Here is a 19,058-nt window from a genome sequence, read left to right as displayed (position 1 = left end):
GTTTTTTTCAATGAAGTATCTACTAGAAGCTGTTCAATAATTCTACAAATTTCGACTTTCTGCAAAACTAAATGCCCACGTGCCTTTACATTTAGTAGATATATTTTATACAATTGAACTTATACTTAAAGCGAAAATAGAAAGAACAGGTGGACTCATAATGGCGAAAGAACAAATATTGGCGCCCGAAGATGTTTTCGAGCTCGTCAAATCTTATATGAACGAAGAACATGTTACCTTTGTTGTTAAAGCATTTGAGGTAGCGAAAGAAGCACATAAAGAGCAGTTCCGCAGCTCTGGAGAACCATATATTATTCACCCGGTACAAGTGGCGGGGATTTTGGCTGAGCTGCAGATGGATCCTGAAACAGTAGCAGCAGGATTTTTGCATGATGTCGTGGAAGATACGGAAGTGACACGCGAAGATCTAGTAAATGAATTTAGCGAAGAAGTAGCCAAGCTTGTGGACGGGGTAACAAAGCTTGGGAAAATTAAATATATGTCAAAAGAAGAACAGCAAGCTGAAAACCACCGAAAAATGTTCGTTGCGATGGCTCAGGATATCCGAGTAATTTTAATTAAGTTGGCGGACCGCCTGCATAATATGCGGACATTAAAGCATTTACCGGCTGAAAAACAACGTCGTATTTCTCAGGAAACACTGGAAATTTTCGCGCCATTAGCGCACAGATTAGGGATTTCGAAAGTGAAATGGGAGCTGGAGGATACGGCATTACGCTATTTAAATCCGCAGCAGTATTACCGGATCGTCAGCTTGATGAAGAAAAAGCGTGATGAACGTGAAGCTTATTTGGATAACGTAATGGACGAAATCAATTCCCAGCTGAAAGAAGTGGAAATTGAAGCGGATATTTTTGGCCGTCCGAAACATTTATACAGTATTTACCGCAAAATGGTACTTCAAAAAAAGCAGTTTAATGAAATTTATGATCTACTGGCGGTACGTATTTTAGTTGATAGTATTAAAGATTGCTACGCGGTAATCGGTATTATCCATACATTATGGAAGCCAATGCCGGGACGCTTTAAAGATTATATTGCGATGCCAAAGCAAAATCTGTACCAATCCCTGCATACAACTGTTATCGGACCATATGGGGATCCGCTTGAGGTGCAGATCCGAACAAAGGATATGCACAAAATAGCAGAGTTCGGTATCGCGGCACACTGGGCTTATAAAGAAGGTAAAACCGTAGAACAAAATGCAGAAACAATTGACCAGAAGCTGACTTGGTTCCGTGAAATTCTCGAGTTCCAAAATGAATCATCAAATGCTGCTGAGTTTATGGAATCGTTGAAATTCGATTTATTCTCGGACATGGTATATGTCTTCTCGCCAAAAGGGGACGTTATTGAGCTTCCATCCGGTTCTGTACCGATTGACTTTGCTTACCGCGTACACTCGGAAGTCGGGAATAAAACAATTGGAGCAAAAGTAAACGGTAAAATGGTACCGCTTGATACGCCTTTAAAAACAGGCGATATTGTTGAAGTATTAACATCGAAACAATCATTCGGCCCGAGCCGAGACTGGATTAAAATTGCACAAAGTTCGCAGGCAAAAAATAAAATCAAGCAATTTTTCAAAAAGCATGTGCGTGAAGAAAGTGTTGTAAAAGGAAAGGAACTCGTTGAAAAAGAAATTAAGGCTCAAGAGTTTGATATGAAGGAAGTCTTAACAACAGAAAATATTAAACGTGTGATTGGAAAATTCAACTATACACATGAAGATGATTTATATGCGGCTGTAGGCGTAGGCGGAATTACGGCTCAGCAAATCGTCAATCGTCTTGCTGAAAAAATGCGCAAAGAGCGTGAACAGGAAGAAGCGCTTGAAAAAATCGTTAAAAGCATGAACAATCCGACACCGAAAAAGCGAACGGAATCAGGTGTTATTGTAAAAGGAATTGATAATTTATTAATCCGTTTATCACGTTGCTGTACACCGGTACCGGGTGATGATATTGTCGGCTTTATTACGAAAGGCCGCGGTGTTTCAGTACACCGTGCAGATTGTCCGAATATCCAGGAAGATGGAAACGTGGAGCGTCTTATTGAAGTAGAATGGGAAAATGACGGCACACAAATCCGTAAAGACTACCCGGTGGATATCGAGATTTCGGCATTCGACCGTCCAGGTATTTTAAATGATGTCATGCATGCTGTCAGTGAAGCGAAAACAAATATTTTGGCAGTTACAGGTCGTGCGGATCGTGAAAAAATTGCCACGATTCATTTAACGATTGCTATTACCAATATTTCAGGACTACATCGTGTTGTCGAAAAAATTAAACAGCTTCCGGATATTTACTCCGTTCAGCGTGTAATTAATTAATAGATAGTAGGGGAAAAGATGCGCGTAATATTACAACGTTCAAAACAGGCCTCTGTTACAGTCGATGGACAAGTAACAGGTGCCATTCAAAAAGGCTATGTGCTGCTTGTCGGCATTACACATAGCGATACAGAAGAAGATATCAAATATGTAGCGAAAAAAATTACCGACTTGCGTATTTGGGAAGATGAGGACGGCAAGATGAATCGTTCCATTGCTGATGCAGGCGGCGATATTTTATCAATCTCCCAATTTACCCTTTATGCGGATACTCGCAAAGGGAAGCGGCCCAGTTTTGTGGAAGCGGCAAGACCTGAACAGGCAAAGCCATTATGGGAAGCATTCAATGAACAATTAAAAGCGAATGGACTGCATGTTGAAACAGGTGTTTTCGGTGCGATGATGGATGTTGCACTCATTAATGATGGTCCTGTAACGATTACAATTGAGTCTAAAGCCAAATAATCGATGAACGGATCACTCCTATTTCGCATATTGTACAGTATGCATACAAAGGAGTGATTTTTTGGTTCAAATGAACACATATCCAAACGCGTACTGGCTTGAAGCGATCCAAAACTATTTAGGGCAGATGGTTGCCGTCCAGCAAGAGGGAAATCGTGTTCAGCAAGGGATATTGGCCGCAATCTGTCCGGACTATATTGTACTTGATGTGTGCCAAACGCCGTTTTATATCCGTATCGACAAAATAGTTTGGATTATGCCATTTTTAAAAAAATGAAATGAATGTGGTCTACGCACTCCCAAATCGTCATAAGCTTACTATGACAATTAGGGGGTGCTTTATTGTTTCAACGCGTCAATCGATTACTTATAGATTTACCACAGGTTGAATATGGAGACGCAAACGCTGCAAGTGCGGTACAGGAATTATTAGGCGGAAAGTTTGGCGAAATGTCGACTTTGAATAACTATATGTATCAGTCATTCAATTTCCGTGGAAAAAAGAAATTAAAGCCTTTTTATGATTTAGTTGCGAGTATTACAGCAGAAGAGTTTGGGCATGTGGAACTTGTAGCGACGACAATCAATTTACTCGGCAAAGATACGACGTTTTCCGGGAACCCAAATCTGGGACCGATGATGAACGCCAAAAATATGCGCAATACGCAGAGCTTTATCGCTTCTGCGCAGACAGCTTTGCCTGTCGATTCGATGGGGAAACCTTGGAATGGGGAATACGTATTTTCCAGCGGAAATCTCGTGCTCGATTTACTGCATAATTTCTTCCTGGAGTGCGGCGCGAGGACACATAAAATGCGTGTTTATGAAATGACGGATCATCCGACAGCCCGTGAAATGATTGGCTATTTACTGGTGCGCGGCGGGACACATGTTGTTGCCTATGCAAAAGCGCTGGAAATGGCGACTGGTGTGGATGTAACAAGGATGCTTCCGATTCCTAGCCTTGATAACCATGTATTTGACCACGCGAGAAAATATGAAGAGCGCGGCTATGGAAATGTATTATTTACGTGGAATTACGTAGGGGATTATCAGGATATAAATAAAATCTGGAAAGGGCCGCATCCATTGACGAATGCACCGCTCATTGTAGAAGAGGGAACGCCAAAAGGTGCAAAGATGCCGGATCTAGATGAATTACCGGAAGAGTTTGCACCGGGAATCGGTCCGGAAGAGTTCCAGATGATCGCAAAACGTCTCATGTTCAATATGTAAAAAGAAGCGTGATAAAATAAAGGCCCATTTTTCTCTGACGAAAAATGGGTTTTTAGTGTTGTTTCTTATGGTATTTCTTAAAATTTTTATATCCGTTCTGGCTATTCAATACCTTCGCAATAATTCACTACTGTTTGGAAGTCCAGGTCACCGCCGAAGATAGAAAGGGCGCTGCCGATTGTTACGTGTAATTTACCATTAGAAAGTGATTCGAATTTTTTTAAATCATCAATTGAACGTACGCCTCCAGCATACGTTGTCGGAATCGATGTCCATTCAGCTAAATCACGTACTAAATCTTCCTGCATACCATTGCGTTTTCCTTCCACATCAACCGCATGGATGAGCAGTTCATCACAATATTCTTCAATTTCCTTAATCGACTGCGCATTTACTTCGAAGTCGCTGAATTTTGTCCATTTGTCTGTTACAACATACCATTTACCATCACGTTTTCGACAGCTCAAATCAAGGACAAGTTTTTCTTTGCCGATTGTTTTAACCAATTGCTGCAGGCGATCCATATCAAGCTGCCCATCATGAAAAATATAGGATGTCACAATGACATGCGAAGCACCTGCATCGATATATTTCTGTGCATTGTCGACTGTAATACCGCCGCCTAATTGAAGACCGTTCGGATAAGCCTGCAATGCAGAAATCGCCGCTTCTTCATTGCCAGGACCAAGCATAATGACATGTCCGCCTGTCAGTTTGTTTTGCAGAAATAATGAAGCGTAATACGAGGCATCCTGGTCAGAAGTGAAATTTTCAACCACTTTTTTATTGTCATAGCCAAGCGTGCTTCCGACAATTTGCTTTACTTTTCCGTCGTGTAAATCAATACAAGGTCTAAAATTCATGTTCATCACTACTTTCTCTTACATTCTATATGTATCATAACATTTTAGTGAGCTAAATTAATAGAAAAATCAGACGTAATGGCTTGTTTGCATTATTGTAGGACAGGCTTTAATCGGTATGATAAAATGGGCTTACAATTTATTAGAAAGCGTGGCATGAAAATGGCGGAAAATCTAAATTTGTTTGACGTAAATAAGCTTTTTATTTTAGGTCGACCAATTGTAACAATTTTTCATAATGCAACGAATATGTACTCCATTGTTCGTGTCAAAATTCAAGAAACAAATATTCAGTATGACGAGAAAGAGATCATCATTGTCGGCTATTTTCCTCAATTAGTAAATGACGAACAGTACCGCTTTACAGGACAGTTAAAAAGTCATCCGAAATACGGGATGCAGTTTCAGATTGACACGTTTGAAAAAGAAGTGCCGACAACAGAGCAGGGGATCGTCCATTATTTATCAAGTGACTTATTTACAGGGGTCGGCAGAAAAACGGCGGAGACAATCGTAGAAAAGCTTGGAATGGATGCCCTTACGAAAATACTGGAAGATCCTTCAGCACTTGATGCAGTACCCCGTTTATCTGCTGAAAAGAAATTACATATTCGCCAAACGATCGAGGAAAACCTTGGACTGGAACGGGTGATGGTGCGGCTGAATGATTGGGGCTTCGGGGCACAGCTAGGAATGAAAATTTATCAGGCATATCGTGAAGAAACAATTTCGCTGCTGACAGAAAATCCTTACCGTTTGATTGAGGAAGTAGAAGGGGTCGGATTTATACGTGCAGATGAACTTGGTGCGAAACTGGGGATAACAGGGAATCATCCGGATCGAATAAAAGCAGCCATTTTTCATGTACTGACAAATGCAGCATTATCAGATGGACATGTTTATCTGGATGCGGAAATGGTGCTTCCGATGGTGAAAGACATACTTGAACAAAGTCAGCGCATTGAAATTCCATATGATGCGATTTCAAAAGCGGCTATCGAAATGCGTGAGGAATCGAAAATATGCGGTGAAGAAACACGCATGTACTTGCCGTCACTTTATTTTAGTGAAGTGGGCATTGCAAGTAAAATTAATGAACTGAAAGAAAAAAATAAAATAGCCGAAAGTTTCTCGAAAGATGAAATCCGAAAAGCGATTGGTGATATTGAAGAACAGTATGATGTGACATATGCGCCAACACAGGCACAGGCGATTGAAACGGCGATCAATTCCGCGGTGATGATTTTAACAGGCGGACCGGGGACGGGAAAAACGACCGTTGTCCGAGGTTTGGTCGAGGTATATGCTGAGCTTCACGGGTTATCATTAAATCCTAAGACATATGCCGAAAAAGAGGAACCGTTTCCGATTGTCCTTGCAGCACCTACAGGACGTGCAGCAAAAAGGTTGGCAGAATCGACTGGCTTACCTGCAATGACAATACACCGTTTATTAGGTTTTAATGGGCAGGAAAAGGATGAAGAAACAGAGCGTGAAGTTGTAGGACGACTCATCATTATCGATGAAATGTCAATGGTGGATACATGGCTGGCACATCAGCTTTTAAAAGCGCTGCATGAAGATGTACAGGTCGTTTTTGTAGGAGACCAGGATCAGTTACCACCTGTTGGACCAGGACAAGTATTAAAGGATTTGCTTGCATCCAAGCAAATTCCGACCGTTGAATTAACGGATATTTACCGTCAGGCTGAAGGATCTACAATTATCGAAATGGCCCATCAAATTAAAAAGGGCAAAGTCCCGGATACGTTGACTGCCAAAACAACGGACCGCTCGTTTATTCAGGCAGGAGCAGGACAAGTAACGAGCGTTGTCACTCAAATTGTAAAAGGTGCGCTTGCAAAAGGTCAGGCAATTCGAGATATTCAAGTATTGGCGCCGATGTACAAAGGTCCTGCAGGCATCGATAATTTAAATAAAGAAATTCAGCAGCTTGTTAATCCAAATGATGGGACAAGAAAAGAACTGGTTTTCGGTGATACGATTTACCGTATCGGGGACAAAGTGCTGCAATTAGTGAATCAACCGGATAATAATGTATTCAACGGAGATATGGGTGAAGTGATTTCTATAATCCGTGCAAAGGAAACAGTGGAAAAGCAGGATTTGCTTATCGTCAGCTATGATGGAATCGAAGTGACATATCAGCGTGCTGATTTAAATCAGATAACATTGGCCTATTGCTGTTCGATCCATAAATCACAAGGTTCGGAATTTCAAACAGTCATTATGCCGATTGTCCGAGGTTATTCAAAAATGCTTCGAAGAAATTTACTTTATACCGGTATTACACGTGCTAAAAACTTTTTAATTTTATGTGGTGAGCCGGATGTATTAGCGAACGGTTTAGCAAAAACAGATGATTTAACCCGTTTAACAACATTAAAGGCACGACTAAATCAGGAATTTATCACTGAAGAAAAGACAGAAGAGTCACCGGAAATAGAAGAGAAAAAAGCGTCCGTTAAAGGAGTGAAACAAAACTCTTCAACAGAGCAGCTTGGACTCTTGAATGTGTCGGATTCGCATAAAATCGGTGAATCTCTGCCAAATCACTTAACGGCAGAAACAGCACCTTATATTCATCCTTTAATTGGTATGGCGAATATTTCACCATATGACTTCAATGAAGAATAGAACTAGTCATTTTCGTTCATGTTTGAATGGAAATGACTAGTTTTTTATTGCTTATGGAAAAGTACAATTTTGGACAAATTTATAAAATGCTGTGTTTATGATCAAAGGTAGAGGGAAAATGTTTTAATTATAATAAAAGTTTGAAACAAAACAGGGCATAATAAAATAATGATAACTTTTTGCGGAAAAATCAGAAATTTTGAAAGAAACTATTAATTAATATTAGTTTGCTGGATATGTTAGTATGAAAAAAAACTTATATGACATCCGAAGTTTGATGTCAAATATTACAAAATGAAAAGGTTTTCAAAACTAAAAGAAGAGGTGCACATACATGGATTTCGTATGGGGAATCATAGGTATTCTGGGAGTTGTAGCGATTGCCATAGGGTTATCTAATAACCGTAAAGCAATTCAATGGAGAATTATTATTTCAGGATTAGTTGTCCAGTTGATTTTTGCATTTATCGTATTAAAGTGGTCTTTCGGCCGCGAGAAGCTTATGCAACTTTCTGAAGGTGTTCAGAAGCTGATTGGTTATGCCAACGAAGGGATTAACTTCGTATTCGGCGGTTTAGCAAATCCAGATAATGTTGGATTTGTATTCGCGATGAGCGTTTTAACAATTATTATTTTCTTCTCATCTTTAATCTCTGTCCTTTATTACTTGGGAATTATGCAATTTGTCATTAAGATTATTGGTGGATTCTTATCAAAAGTATTAGGTACAACAAAAGCGGAATCAGTAAATGCTGCTGCCAATATTTTCGTTGGACAAACAGAAGCACCGCTTGTAATTCGTCCATTTTTAAATAAAATGACGAAATCGCAAATGTTCGCAGTTATGACAGGTGGACTTGCATCAGTTTCAGGTTCAGTATTAATCGGTTATTCGTTATTAGGTGTTCCACTTGAATACTTACTGGCGGCAAGTTTCATGGCTGCTCCAGCTGGACTTGTAATGGCGAAATTAATGATTCCTGAAACAGAAGAAGTAAATGAAGATGACTTTAAATTAGAGCGTAATTCTGAAGCGACAAATGTTATTGATGCAGCTGCAGTAGGTGCATCTGACGGATTGAAATTAGCAGTAAATGTTGGAGCAATGCTATTAAGTTTCATCGCATTAATTGCCTTATTAAACGGTATTTTAGGTGGTATTACAGGATTATTCGGTTTTGAAAATGTAACACTTGAAGGTTTATTAGGTTATGTATTTGCTCCATTAGCATTTTTAATCGGTGTACCTTGGGACGAGGCAGTACGTGCAGGTTCATTTATCGGTCAAAAATTAATCTTAAATGAATTTGTTGCCTACTCTAACTTCGGACCGGTTATCGGCGAGCTTTCTGACAAAACAGCCATTATTATTTCGTTTGCACTTTGTGGTTTTGCAAACTTAAGCTCAATGGGTATTTTAATCGGTGGTTTAGGTGGTATGGCACCGGATAAACGTCCAATGATTGCAAAGCTTGCGATTAAAGCGGTTGCTGCAGGTACATTAGCATCATTACTATCAGCTGCAATTGCTGGTATGTTTATTTAAAATCTTTCAGTGTTCAAGAGACTGTGCTAAAAATATTTTAGCGCAGTCTTTTTTAATACGTAATTTCTGATGCGAGTTTTTCCAGTTCAGACCGATTCTTCAGTACATACCCGCGATTTTGTTTCGTTATATAGCCGGCTTCACTAAATTGTGCTAGGACAAATAACAGGTGGCGATACGATACACCTAAGTAATCACATACTTCTGTATGTTTTTCTTTATAGAATTGTTGATCCGATGATAGTAGAATGAATGAGGCTAATCGGTTTTCCAACGGATAGGCCTGGTTTTGTGTATATTTTGCTGTGGCTGTCGTTGCTTTGTGACTTAAAAAAATACAGAGCATTTTCAGAAACACAGGATCTGCCAATAATTTTTCCTTCACTTCCTGAATGGAAATCGCAAAACATACTGACTTTGATGAAGTTTGAATGCCTTTTGAATAGCGTTCGGCATTTAACAGTTCCATTTCGCCCATAAATGTTGGGGCTGTAATAAAATCGATAAGAGAAATTTTCCCGTTTTTATGGGTAATATATAATTTAGCTTTCCCTTCAACCATGTAATACAAATAGTCAGGGAAGGAATGCTCATGGAAAATAAATTCGCCTTTATCGAATTCATACACATGGATAAATGGAACAATATCAAAAGAAAAATATTGGGAAATCGGGTATTGTTCGATATATGAGAGACTTTCATCTATTGGTAACTTTCTCAAATTATAAAGCAACTCCTTCCAATTAAATATGAGATTTCTCACATTATTGTAGTATTTCTCATGTTAATATTCAACTTAATAAAAAAGAAAAAGGATGAAGACTATGAATAATCAGCGTTGGCTCGCGAAAAACTTCTTTATGTTCTTTATTACATGGGGTATTTTCCTGCCATACTGGACAGGTTGGCTTATTAATGATAAAGGGCTTACGGTTTCGGAAGCGAGCATTATAATGGGCTTTGGACTGGTTGCACGGGCCATCTCGACGATGTTTATTTTCCCGTTTGTTTCTAAAGTAATGAGCAACAAAAATGTGCTGATCTTTTTTACTGCAAGTTCATTAATTGTGACGCTGCTATACATACCGATCAATTCATTCAGCGGCTTATTTTTAATGACGTTACTGTTCAGTGCTTTTTACCCGGCTTTATTACCGGCTGTTGAGAGCAGTGCTTCCACATTAATGCAACATGGAACCATACATTATGGGAAAGCGCGTTCGTTAGGATCTTTCGGGTTTGTCGTCGCTGTATTAATCATCAGTATGATCAGCGGGATGTACGGGGAGCAAATGATCTTATGGATGATGATTTTAGGTTTAACGGCATTGCTCATCATTCAATTCATGCCTGCACCTCAAGTTTTAAGTATAGTGCCTGTAAAAGAGGATGGAAAAACGCTCTCAATGAAGGGTCTATTTGAAGTGAAAAGCTTTATCATCGTATTGTTTGTCGTCATTTTACTTCAGGGGGCACATGCATCGTACTATAACTATGGCTATATTTATTTACAGGATCTGAATGTCAATCCGTTTTATATCGGCATGATTTTAAATGTCGCAGTAATATCTGAAGTTCTTTATTTTTTCAAGGCCGATACAATTTTAACAAAATGGAAACCTTCTTCATTATTGCTTGTTGCGGCAATTGGCTCGAGCGTTCGTTGGATTTTAGTTTACGCATTTCCGAATATGCCGATGTTTATCATATCTCAGGCACTTCACGCTCTGTCATTTGCGATGGCGCATTATGCCTTTATCCGCTATATTTCAAAAGCTTTACCACAGGAGCAGATCCCAAATGCACAGGGGATTTATTCGGCACTTGCAATGAGTTTAAGTGCAGCGATTCTTACATTATTAGGTGGTGCACTTTATGAAATCGAGCCAGGTCTGGCGTTCTTAGGAATGATCATTTGTACAGTGCCTGCAATCCTTTTAATTTTACTGACGAAAAAACGTTTTAATTATTAAGGAATGCCGATTGACAGCACGGTGTCTATTTTTTATAATGAAGAGCATAATAAAATGAAAACGATGATGGAACAAGTACGTATGAATTTCGTGAGCAGAAAGAGATTTCCCGGCTGAAAAAATCTCCCCGAATAAATACTGAAAGCTACTCCAGAGTGCAGCTAATCACTGCCGTTTGCTTACGTTACAAGCACTTGAGATATAATGCATTGCGCATTATAAATTAGGGTGGTACCACGAAATAATAGTCTTCGTCCCTTTACCGGGATGAAGGCTTTTTTTGTTTTCTTCAGCGGATCATTGGGATTTCCGGTGAACGAAGCACTTATTTACGTGAAGGATGTAATTAATTCGTACCAAAATTCATCGACTTCAATAAAAATTAGGAGGAAAAAAATCATGACAACAAAAATTATGACAGGTTCTGAAATTCGACGTCTTTATTTGAATTTCTTTAAAGAAAAAGGGCATCATATTGAACCATCGGCACCATTAGTTCCAATTAATGACCCATCACTTTTATGGATCAACTCAGGAGTGGCTACATTAAAACCGTATTTTGATGGACGTATCATTCCTGATAACCCGCGTATTACAAACGCACAAAAATCGATTCGTACAAACGATATCGAAAACGTAGGTAAAACAGCACGTCACCATACATTCTTTGAAATGTTAGGGAACTTCTCTATCGGAGATTACTTTAAAAAAGAATCGATTCATTACGCTTGGGAGTTTTTAACAGATCCAAAATGGATGGGCTTCGACCCTGAAAAGTTATCGGTAACAATCCACCCTGAAGATCAGGAAGCATATGACGTATGGCACAATGAAATCGGGATACCGAAAGAGCGCCTAATCCGACTTGAAGGCAACTTCTGGGATATCGGCGAAGGTCCATCTGGTCCAAACTCTGAAATTTTCTATGATCGCGGTGAAGAGTACGGTGTTGGTGCACCGGCGGAAGAAATGTACACAGGCGGGGAAAATGAGCGTTACCTTGAAATTTGGAACCTTGTATTTTCTCAATTCAACCACAATCCGGATGGCACATATACACCACTTCCAAAGCAAAACATTGATACAGGTATGGGTCTTGAACGTATCGTTTCTGTAGTACAAAACGTACCAACAAACTTTGATACAGATCTTTTCATGCCAATCATTGAAAAAACAGAAATGTTTGCAAACCGTACGTACAAACGTCCGCATGAAGTGGATTTAAATGAAATTTTCGGATCAACTGAAGACGTGAATACACCATTTAAAGTAATTGCCGACCATATCCGTACAGTAGCATTTGCTATTGGGGACGGTGCATTGCCATCAAATGAAGGCCGTGGCTATGTATTGCGTCGTCTATTACGTCGTGCTGTTCGATATGCGAAGAAAATCGGCATTGAAAAGCCGTTTATGTTTGAATTAGTGCCGACTGTTGGAGAGATTATGCATGATTTCTATCCGCAAGTAAAAGAAAAGGAAGCATTTATTCAACGTGTTATTAAAAATGAAGAAGTGCGCTTCCATGAAACACTTGATGGTGGATTAGCAATTTTCAACGAAGTTGCAGAAAGCCAAAAAGCAAAAGGCGAAACAGTTATTCCTGGTGCTGATGCATTCCGTCTGTATGATACATTCGGTTTCCCGATTGAGTTAACGGAAGAGTATGCCGAAGAAGTTGGCATGACAGTTGACCATGAAGGTTTTGAAACTTCTATGGAACAACAGCGTGAACGTGCTCGTAATGCACGTGCTGATGTGGATTCAATGCAAGTACAAAACGAAGTGCTGTCAAATTTAAATCAGCAGTCTACATTTATTTATGATGCATTTGAAGCTTCTGCAAAAGTTGCTGCAATTGTTGTCAACGGACAAGAAACTTCAACTGCTTCTGAAGGTGAAGAAGCGTTGGTTATTCTATCCGAAACACCGTTCTATGCTGAAATGGGTGGACAAATTGCCGATACAGGTATCGTTGAAGCAGACGGATTCACTGCTATCGTAAAAGATGTTCAAAAAGCACCAAATGGCCAGCCATTGCACACTGTTGTAGTAGAATCGGGTGAAATGAATGTCGGCGATTTGGCTACTGCAAAAGTAGATGAAGCAAAACGTAAATTAATCCTTAAAAACCATACAGCAACACACTTAATGCACCGTGCATTAAAAGATGTATTAGGTGACCATGTAGCACAAGCAGGTTCTTATGTAGGACCGGACCGTTTACGCTTTGACTTCTCTCACTTTGGCGCTGCAACGAAAGAAGAACTTGCGCAAGTTGAGCGTGCGGTGAACGAAAAAATTTGGGAAGATATCGAAGTCGTTATTCAGGAAATGGATATTGATTCTGCAAAAGCGATGGGTGCAATGGCACTGTTCGGTGAAAAATATGGTGATGTTGTCCGTGTTGTAGCTGTTTCGGATTATTCGATTGAACTTTGCGGTGGACTGCATGTAAGCCGTTCATCTGAAATCGGCATTTTCAAAATCGTATCTGAAAGCGGTATCGGTGCAGGTACACGCCGTATCGAGGCTGTTACAGGAAAAGCGGCATATGAAGCAATCAAAGAAGAAGAAGCGATCTTAAATGAAGCAGCTGGCCTTTTAAAATCAAATGCTAAAGACGTGGCAACTCGTGTTGCAACACTTCAAGCGGATTACAAAGAACTTCAACGCGAAAATGATACATTGTCTCAAAAAATCGCAAATGCACAAGCTGGCGCAGTATTGGATGCAGCACAAAAAATTGGTGATGTGACAGTACTTGCTACTCGTGTAGAAGCAAAAGACAATAATCAATTACGCCAGATGATGGATGATTTAAAAGGAAAAATGGAATCAGCCGTTATTGTTCTTGGGGCTGTTGATGGCGAGAAAGTAATGTTATGCGCGGGTGTAACGAAAGATATCGTAGGTGGAAACTATCACGCTGGGAACATTGTGAAGCAAGTTGCTGAAGCTTGCGGCGGTAAAGGCGGCGGTCGTCCGGATATGGCAATGGCCGGTGCAAAAGATGCTGCCAAACTGGAAGAAGCATTAAATGCTGTTTACGAACATGTAAAATCTTTCTAAACATCTAAATTTTACTACTGGCATATTTGAAGTGCTTGCAGGAATAAGTTATAATGATATAAATGGAGATGGGAGAGTGTGATTCATCTCCTCATTGCTGAAAGCGAGGTGCTGGTCTTGAGTTCTTTCGATAAAACAATGAAATTCAGTTTTCCAGAAGAATCCATGGAACAAGAAGTAAAGCAAGTGATGCTGAAGGTGTATACGGCTTTAGAGGAAAAAGGGTATAATCCAACAAATCAAATTGTAGGGTATTTATTATCTGGCGACCCGGCATACATCCCTCGCCACCAGGACGCACGTAATTTAATCCGCAAGCTTGAACGTGACGAGATTTTAGAGGAACTCGTTAGATTTTATATTAGAAAGAATACTGAGGCGGATAAATGAGAATTATGGGTTTAGACGTCGGCTCGAAAACAGTCGGCGTTGCAATTAGCGATGCGCTAGGGTGGACAGCGCAAGGAATCGAGACGATAAAAATCGATGAAGCGGCAGGTAAATTTGGTATTGAACGTATCAATGAGCTTGTAAAGGAACACAATGTAACAGAATTTGTTGTAGGCTACCCGAAAAACATGAATAATTCAATCGGTCCCCGAGGGGAAGCTTCTGAAAGCTATAAAAAACTGCTGGAAGATACATTTGGTTTTCCTGTTAAGCTTTGGGACGAGCGTATGACAACGATGGCTGCTGAACGTATGCTGATCGAAGCAGACGTAAGCCGTAAAAAAAGAAAGCTAGTTATTGATAAAATGGCTGCTGTCATGATTTTACAAGGTTATTTAGATAGTAAAAACTAAAGTTGCTCTACATGAGGCTTTTTTGTACTTATCCGAAAAGGCTTTATGTATAATGTATTGAGCAGCAACAGGCACCAATGCCTAAATATTATGAAGAGGTGACGATCATGTCAGAACAACAAAATCATATTACAGTAGTCGATGAAAACGGCAACGAACAACTTTGCGAAATTTTACACACTTTCGATTCAGAAGAGTTCGGTAAATCATACGTATTATATTCTTTAGTAGGCGCAGAAGAAGACGAAGATGGCGCAGTTGAAATTTTCGCATCTGCATTCGTTCCTGCTGAAAACGGTGAAGATGGCGAATTAACGCCGATCGAAACAGAAGCAGAATGGGATTTAATCGAAGAAGTATTAAATCAGATTGAAGACGAATTAGGCGAAGAAGAATAATTCATTTGACACAATAAAAACAGAGTGGGTGATGAGCCTGCTCTGTTTTATTCATTGGGAGGAATTAGTTTGGAAGAAAATATTTTTATTTTGCAAAAAGAAGACGGCGGAGAGCAACAATGCCGCGTTGTATTTACATTTGATTCGGAAGATCATTCATATGTTTTATTCTCATTAATCGGTGATGAAGAAGCAGGTATTTCTGCACTTCGCTATGTTCTCGACGAGAATGGCGAAATGAGCGGCTTTTCGGATATTGAAACAGATGAAGAATGGTCAATGGTTGAAGAAGTTATGAATACGGTACTAGACGAATTTGGCTCGGATCAGACAAATTACTTCACAATCACGAATGAAGATGATGAAGAAGTTATGTGCCAAATATTACACCGCTTTGAAAGCAACGCCAAAAATTACTTATTCTATGCAATTATGGAAGACGATGAGCCTGTACTGGAAGAAGTATATGCTTCTGCCTATATCGCTGGCGATAACGGTGAAGTAGCGGACTTACTTCCTATCGAAACAGACGAAGAGTGGGAAATGGTGGAACAAGTATTAAACTCATTGGCACAAAACTAATTTCAAGAACCTTACTGACGATTTATACGGCAGTAGGGTTTTTTTATTGTTCAAATTTAGACAAAAACGAACATTTTCTATTATAAAACGTCGCAAATAGTGAGAATTTCCATACCTTTCATGGCTCTATATTGTGTCGAAAGAGATTTTTATGTATCATTATGGGAGAGAAAAAGGGGGGACTCCCGTGCTAGACGAAAATAAGAAGCAAGAAATGTTCAATAAGATGAAAGAGCGTAAAGGAGAAGTCAGAACGGTGCGTAAAATTGTGGGAATCATCGCGCTTGTGGCTCTTCTGATTATTGCCATTGTCGGTTTCGTAGGATACAACTATGTGACATCGGCATTGGAACCAATGGACCCGGAATCGAACAAAAAAGTTGAAGTCGAAATTCCGATGGGTTCAGGTATTACATTAATATCGACTATTCTAGAAGATAAGGGCATTGTAAAGAATGCACAGATTTTTAAATATTACACTAAATTTAAAAATGAATCGGAATTCCAAGCCGGCAGTTATTCTTTAACGAAATCCATGACACTCGACGAAATTATTGAAAGCTTAAAGACAGGTCGTGTGTATCGCGAGCCTGTATTTACAATGACAGTGCCAGAAGGGTTAACACTTGAGCAAGTAGCAGATGTTGTACAGAAAAATACTTCTCATAAAGCAGAGGACTTCATGAAAAAAGTGACGGATGCCGCTTATGTCAAGCAATTAATCACTGAATATCCTGAATTATTGTCAGAAGCTATTTTAAAGGAGAATATTCGTCATCCGTTAGAAGGCTATTTATATCCGGCAACATATCCTTTCTTTGAGGAAAACCCAACGATAGAGGAAATTATCGATACAATGCTTTCTGCGATGAATACGATTGTTTCCGAATATACTCCGGTATTGGAAGAACGTGAAACATCTGTTCATGAACTATTGACATTTGCATCACTGCTTGAAGAAGAGGCAACTGCCCAAACGGACCGTGAAACAATTGCGAGTGTATTCTATAACCGTATGGAAATTGAGATGCCTTTACAAACAGACCCAACCGTACTGTATGCATTAGGGTCCCATAAAGACCGCGTGCTGTATGAAGATTTGGAAGTGGACAACCCGTATAATACGTATCAAAATGTTGGATTGCCTCCAGGACCAATCGCGGGAGCCGGAAAAACATCAATTGAAGCGGCATTGAATCCTTCACAAACTGATTATTTATACTTCCTGGCAGATAAAGAAGGCATAAATCATTTTGCTAAAACGTATGATGAACATTTAGCGAACATCGAAAAATATTTACGTTAAGAAAGTTAAGTTGTGGAAAAGGGATCGAATGGCTTGAAATTTCCGTTTTACGATGGAATTCAGTAAATTGTTCGCATTCCTTTTCTTTTCATGCTATTATAAATTGTGATTTTTTGTCCTTATATAACAATTTTGTAGGCGCAAACATCTTCGTTTCGTCTTTTTTCTTGTGAATGAAAGATGGGCGCAAACAACCAGGTAAAGGGAGAATGACGAATGGAATTATCAGACGCTTATATTGCTTCTTTCATTCCTGAACGTGATGAATTATTAATGGAAATGGAACGCTTCGCAGAACAGAATCATGTCCCGATCATGCAGCTTGCCGGGATTGAGTCACTGAATCAAATTTTGCGAATTCAAAATCCGAAATCGATTTTAGAAATTGGGACGGCAATTGGTTATTCTGCTATACGAATGGCTCAAGCGCTGCCAGATTGTCATATTGTGACGATTGAACGCGATGTGTCGCGAGTTCAGTATGCCAAGGAATTCATTGCAAGGTCAGAGGTGGCAAACCGCATACAAGTAATAGAGGGCGATGCGTTAGAGGTAGACATGGAAACACTTCCTACTACTTTTGATGCTGTTTTTATTGATGCGGCAAAAGGGCAATACATGAAGTTTTTCGAAAAGTACGCAACACTCGTTCCATCGGGTGGCGTTTTATACATCGATAATATGTATATGCACGGATTATCAGATTTAGATATAAAAGAAGTACCTAGAAGAAAAAGAACGATGATCCGCAATTTAAAAACATTTTCAGACTGGATCATGGCACATCCGGATTATTCTAGTGCCTTTTTCCCTGTCGGTGATGGTTTGTTAATTTGTTTGAAGAGGTGATTAGTGTGAAAAAACCAGAATTATTAGTAACACCACAATCCATTGAGCATATTACAGCACTACTTGAGGCAGGTGCTGATGCTTTTGTGATCGGTGAACAAAAATTTGGCTTACGTCTAGCTGGAGACTTTACAGTAGCGCAGGTGGAAGAAGCAACAAAACTGATTCACGCTGCAGGTAAAAAGGTTTATGTGGCGGTCAATGCATTATTCCACAACGATCGTTTAGATGCATTGGATGAATATTTAGTACAGATGCAGCGTATTGGGGTAGACGCATTATTATTCGGGGACCCAGCAGTAATTATCGCAGTGCGTGAAAACAATGTAACCATTCCGTTGCATTGGAATCCGGAAACGACTGCAACGAACTTCTTCCAAGTGAACTATTGGGGTGAACGCGGAAGTAAGCGTGCTGTACTGGCACGTGAACTTTCAGTCGATGAAGTGCTCGAAATTAAACAAAATACAAAGCATGAAATCGAAGTACAAGTACATGGTATGACTTGTATGTTCCAATCTAAGCGCGCACTTTTAGGGAACTATTTCCTGTACCGTGACGAAGCGATGGAAATCGAAAATCGTAAAGAAAACAAAAATATGTTCCTTCACGATAAAGAGCGTAAAAATAAATATCCGATCTATGAGGATATGAATGGCACACATATTTTCTCTCCGAATGACATGTGCATTATTGAAGAGTTAAATGAATTGTTTGAGGCGGGTATCGATTCATTCAAAATTGATGGTGTCCTTCAAACGTTTGATTATACGGTGACAGTTACAGAACTTTACCGTCAAGCAATTGATACGTATTTGGATCAAGGCGAAGATGCGTACGATGACATTAAATCCGAGCTATTTGAGCAAATCGAAGCAATTCAGCCAGCGTTACGTCCACTGGATACTGGCTTCATCTACAAGGAAACAGTCTACTAGGAAGGAGAACGAA

Annotated in this window: 17 protein-coding genes and 1 other annotated feature; of the genes, 15 read left to right on the top strand and 2 right to left on the bottom strand. The window is 39.6% G+C overall.

The genetic code is table 11. From position 1 onward, the window contains the following. The first annotated feature begins 160 nt into the window (after positions 1-160). The 4 genes from AC6CH1_RS10730 to AC6CH1_RS10715 all read left to right on the top strand — a co-directional run bounded on the left by AC6CH1_RS10730 (position 161) and on the right by AC6CH1_RS10715 (position 4,057). Entirely contained in the window at positions 161-2,356 is a 2,196-nt protein-coding gene (locus tag AC6CH1_RS10730) for a RelA/SpoT family protein (RefSeq protein ID WP_251686694.1), read from the top strand. Between the two features lie 18 nt (positions 2,357-2,374). Next, positions 2,375-2,821 carry a D-aminoacyl-tRNA deacylase gene (dtd, locus tag AC6CH1_RS10725; RefSeq protein ID WP_251686695.1) on the top strand — a complete coding sequence of 149 codons (447 nt, stop codon included), beginning with the start codon at positions 2,375-2,377 and terminating at the stop codon, positions 2,819-2,821. A 70-nt stretch (positions 2,822-2,891) separates the two neighbouring features. Continuing rightward, a complete protein-coding gene (locus AC6CH1_RS10720) occupies positions 2,892-3,098 on the top strand; it encodes a YuzF family protein (protein WP_251689991.1) in 207 nt (68 codons plus the stop codon). A 65-nt stretch (positions 3,099-3,163) separates the two neighbouring features. Next, positions 3,164-4,057, top strand: coding sequence for a manganese catalase family protein (locus AC6CH1_RS10715; RefSeq protein ID WP_251686696.1), 894 nt, complete (start codon positions 3,164-3,166; stop codon positions 4,055-4,057). Between the two features lie 101 nt (positions 4,058-4,158). On the opposite strand, the gene hisA is transcribed toward AC6CH1_RS10715, so the two are convergent. Next, positions 4,159-4,920 carry a phosphoribosylformimino-5-aminoimidazole carboxamide ribotide isomerase gene (hisA, locus tag AC6CH1_RS10710; RefSeq protein WP_251686697.1) on the bottom strand — a complete coding sequence of 254 codons (762 nt, stop codon included), beginning with the start codon at positions 4,918-4,920 and terminating at the stop codon, positions 4,159-4,161. A gap of 162 nt (positions 4,921-5,082) precedes the next feature. Here hisA and recD2 point away from each other — a divergent pair, with 162 nt between their 5' ends. Next, complete coding sequence (gene recD2 / locus AC6CH1_RS10705) at positions 5,083-7,578, top strand: SF1B family DNA helicase RecD2 (protein WP_251686699.1); 2,496 nt, start codon at positions 5,083-5,085, stop codon at positions 7,576-7,578. 334 nt (positions 7,579-7,912) lie between these two features. Further along, on the top strand, positions 7,913-9,124 hold the full coding sequence (locus tag AC6CH1_RS10700) for a NupC/NupG family nucleoside CNT transporter (RefSeq protein WP_251686702.1): 1,212 nt from the start codon (positions 7,913-7,915) through the stop codon (positions 9,122-9,124). Positions 9,125-9,176: 52 nt separating this feature from the next. On the opposite strand, the gene yeiL is transcribed toward AC6CH1_RS10700, so the two are convergent. After that, positions 9,177-9,845 (bottom strand): transcriptional regulator YeiL, encoded by a 669-nt coding sequence (gene yeiL / locus AC6CH1_RS10695; protein WP_498317450.1) that lies wholly within the window; start codon positions 9,843-9,845, stop codon positions 9,177-9,179. A gap of 103 nt (positions 9,846-9,948) precedes the next feature. On the opposite strand from yeiL, the gene AC6CH1_RS10690 reads away from it, so the two are divergent. The 9 genes from AC6CH1_RS10690 (at position 9,949) to AC6CH1_RS10650 (ending at position 19,045) form a co-directional block, all read left to right on the top strand. Next, the gene (locus AC6CH1_RS10690; RefSeq protein WP_498317448.1) at positions 9,949-11,097 is read left to right on the top strand and encodes a 3-phenylpropionate MFS transporter; all 1,149 of its coding nucleotides are present in this window, start codon (positions 9,949-9,951) and stop codon (positions 11,095-11,097) included. A 54-nt stretch (positions 11,098-11,151) separates the two neighbouring features. Continuing rightward, positions 11,152-11,359: a binding site (T-box leader), on the top strand. A 137-nt stretch (positions 11,360-11,496) separates the two neighbouring features. Beyond that, positions 11,497-14,169 carry an alanine--tRNA ligase gene (gene alaS / locus AC6CH1_RS10685; RefSeq protein ID WP_498317446.1) on the top strand — a complete coding sequence of 891 codons (2,673 nt, stop codon included), beginning with the start codon at positions 11,497-11,499 and terminating at the stop codon, positions 14,167-14,169. A gap of 117 nt (positions 14,170-14,286) precedes the next feature. Beyond that, on the top strand, positions 14,287-14,559 hold the full coding sequence (locus AC6CH1_RS10680) for an IreB family regulatory phosphoprotein (RefSeq protein ID WP_014823361.1): 273 nt from the start codon (positions 14,287-14,289) through the stop codon (positions 14,557-14,559). Continuing rightward, on the top strand, positions 14,556-14,972 hold the full coding sequence (ruvX, locus tag AC6CH1_RS10675) for a Holliday junction resolvase RuvX (protein WP_251686709.1): 417 nt from the start codon (positions 14,556-14,558) through the stop codon (positions 14,970-14,972). The genes AC6CH1_RS10680 and ruvX overlap by 4 nt, the downstream gene beginning before the upstream one ends. A 107-nt stretch (positions 14,973-15,079) precedes the next feature. Further along, complete coding sequence (locus tag AC6CH1_RS10670; protein ID WP_014823362.1) at positions 15,080-15,370, top strand: DUF1292 domain-containing protein; 291 nt, start codon at positions 15,080-15,082, stop codon at positions 15,368-15,370. Positions 15,371-15,439: 69 nt separating this feature from the next. After that, positions 15,440-15,952 (top strand): DUF1292 domain-containing protein, encoded by a 513-nt coding sequence (locus AC6CH1_RS10665; protein ID WP_498317444.1) that lies wholly within the window; start codon positions 15,440-15,442, stop codon positions 15,950-15,952. Between the two features lie 187 nt (positions 15,953-16,139). Further along, complete coding sequence (gene mltG, locus AC6CH1_RS10660; RefSeq protein ID WP_251686713.1) at positions 16,140-17,258, top strand: endolytic transglycosylase MltG; 1,119 nt, start codon at positions 16,140-16,142, stop codon at positions 17,256-17,258. Between the two features lie 216 nt (positions 17,259-17,474). After that, entirely contained in the window at positions 17,475-18,107 is a 633-nt protein-coding gene (locus AC6CH1_RS10655; RefSeq protein WP_251686715.1) for an O-methyltransferase, read from the top strand. A gap of 5 nt (positions 18,108-18,112) precedes the next feature. Next, entirely contained in the window at positions 18,113-19,045 is a 933-nt protein-coding gene (locus tag AC6CH1_RS10650) for a peptidase U32 family protein (RefSeq protein WP_251686717.1), read from the top strand. Positions 19,046-19,058 lie beyond the last annotated feature (13 nt).

It is taken from the genome of Solibacillus sp. GQ1 (assembly GCF_059758555.1).
This window is presented reverse-complemented; position numbering and strand designations above follow the sequence as displayed.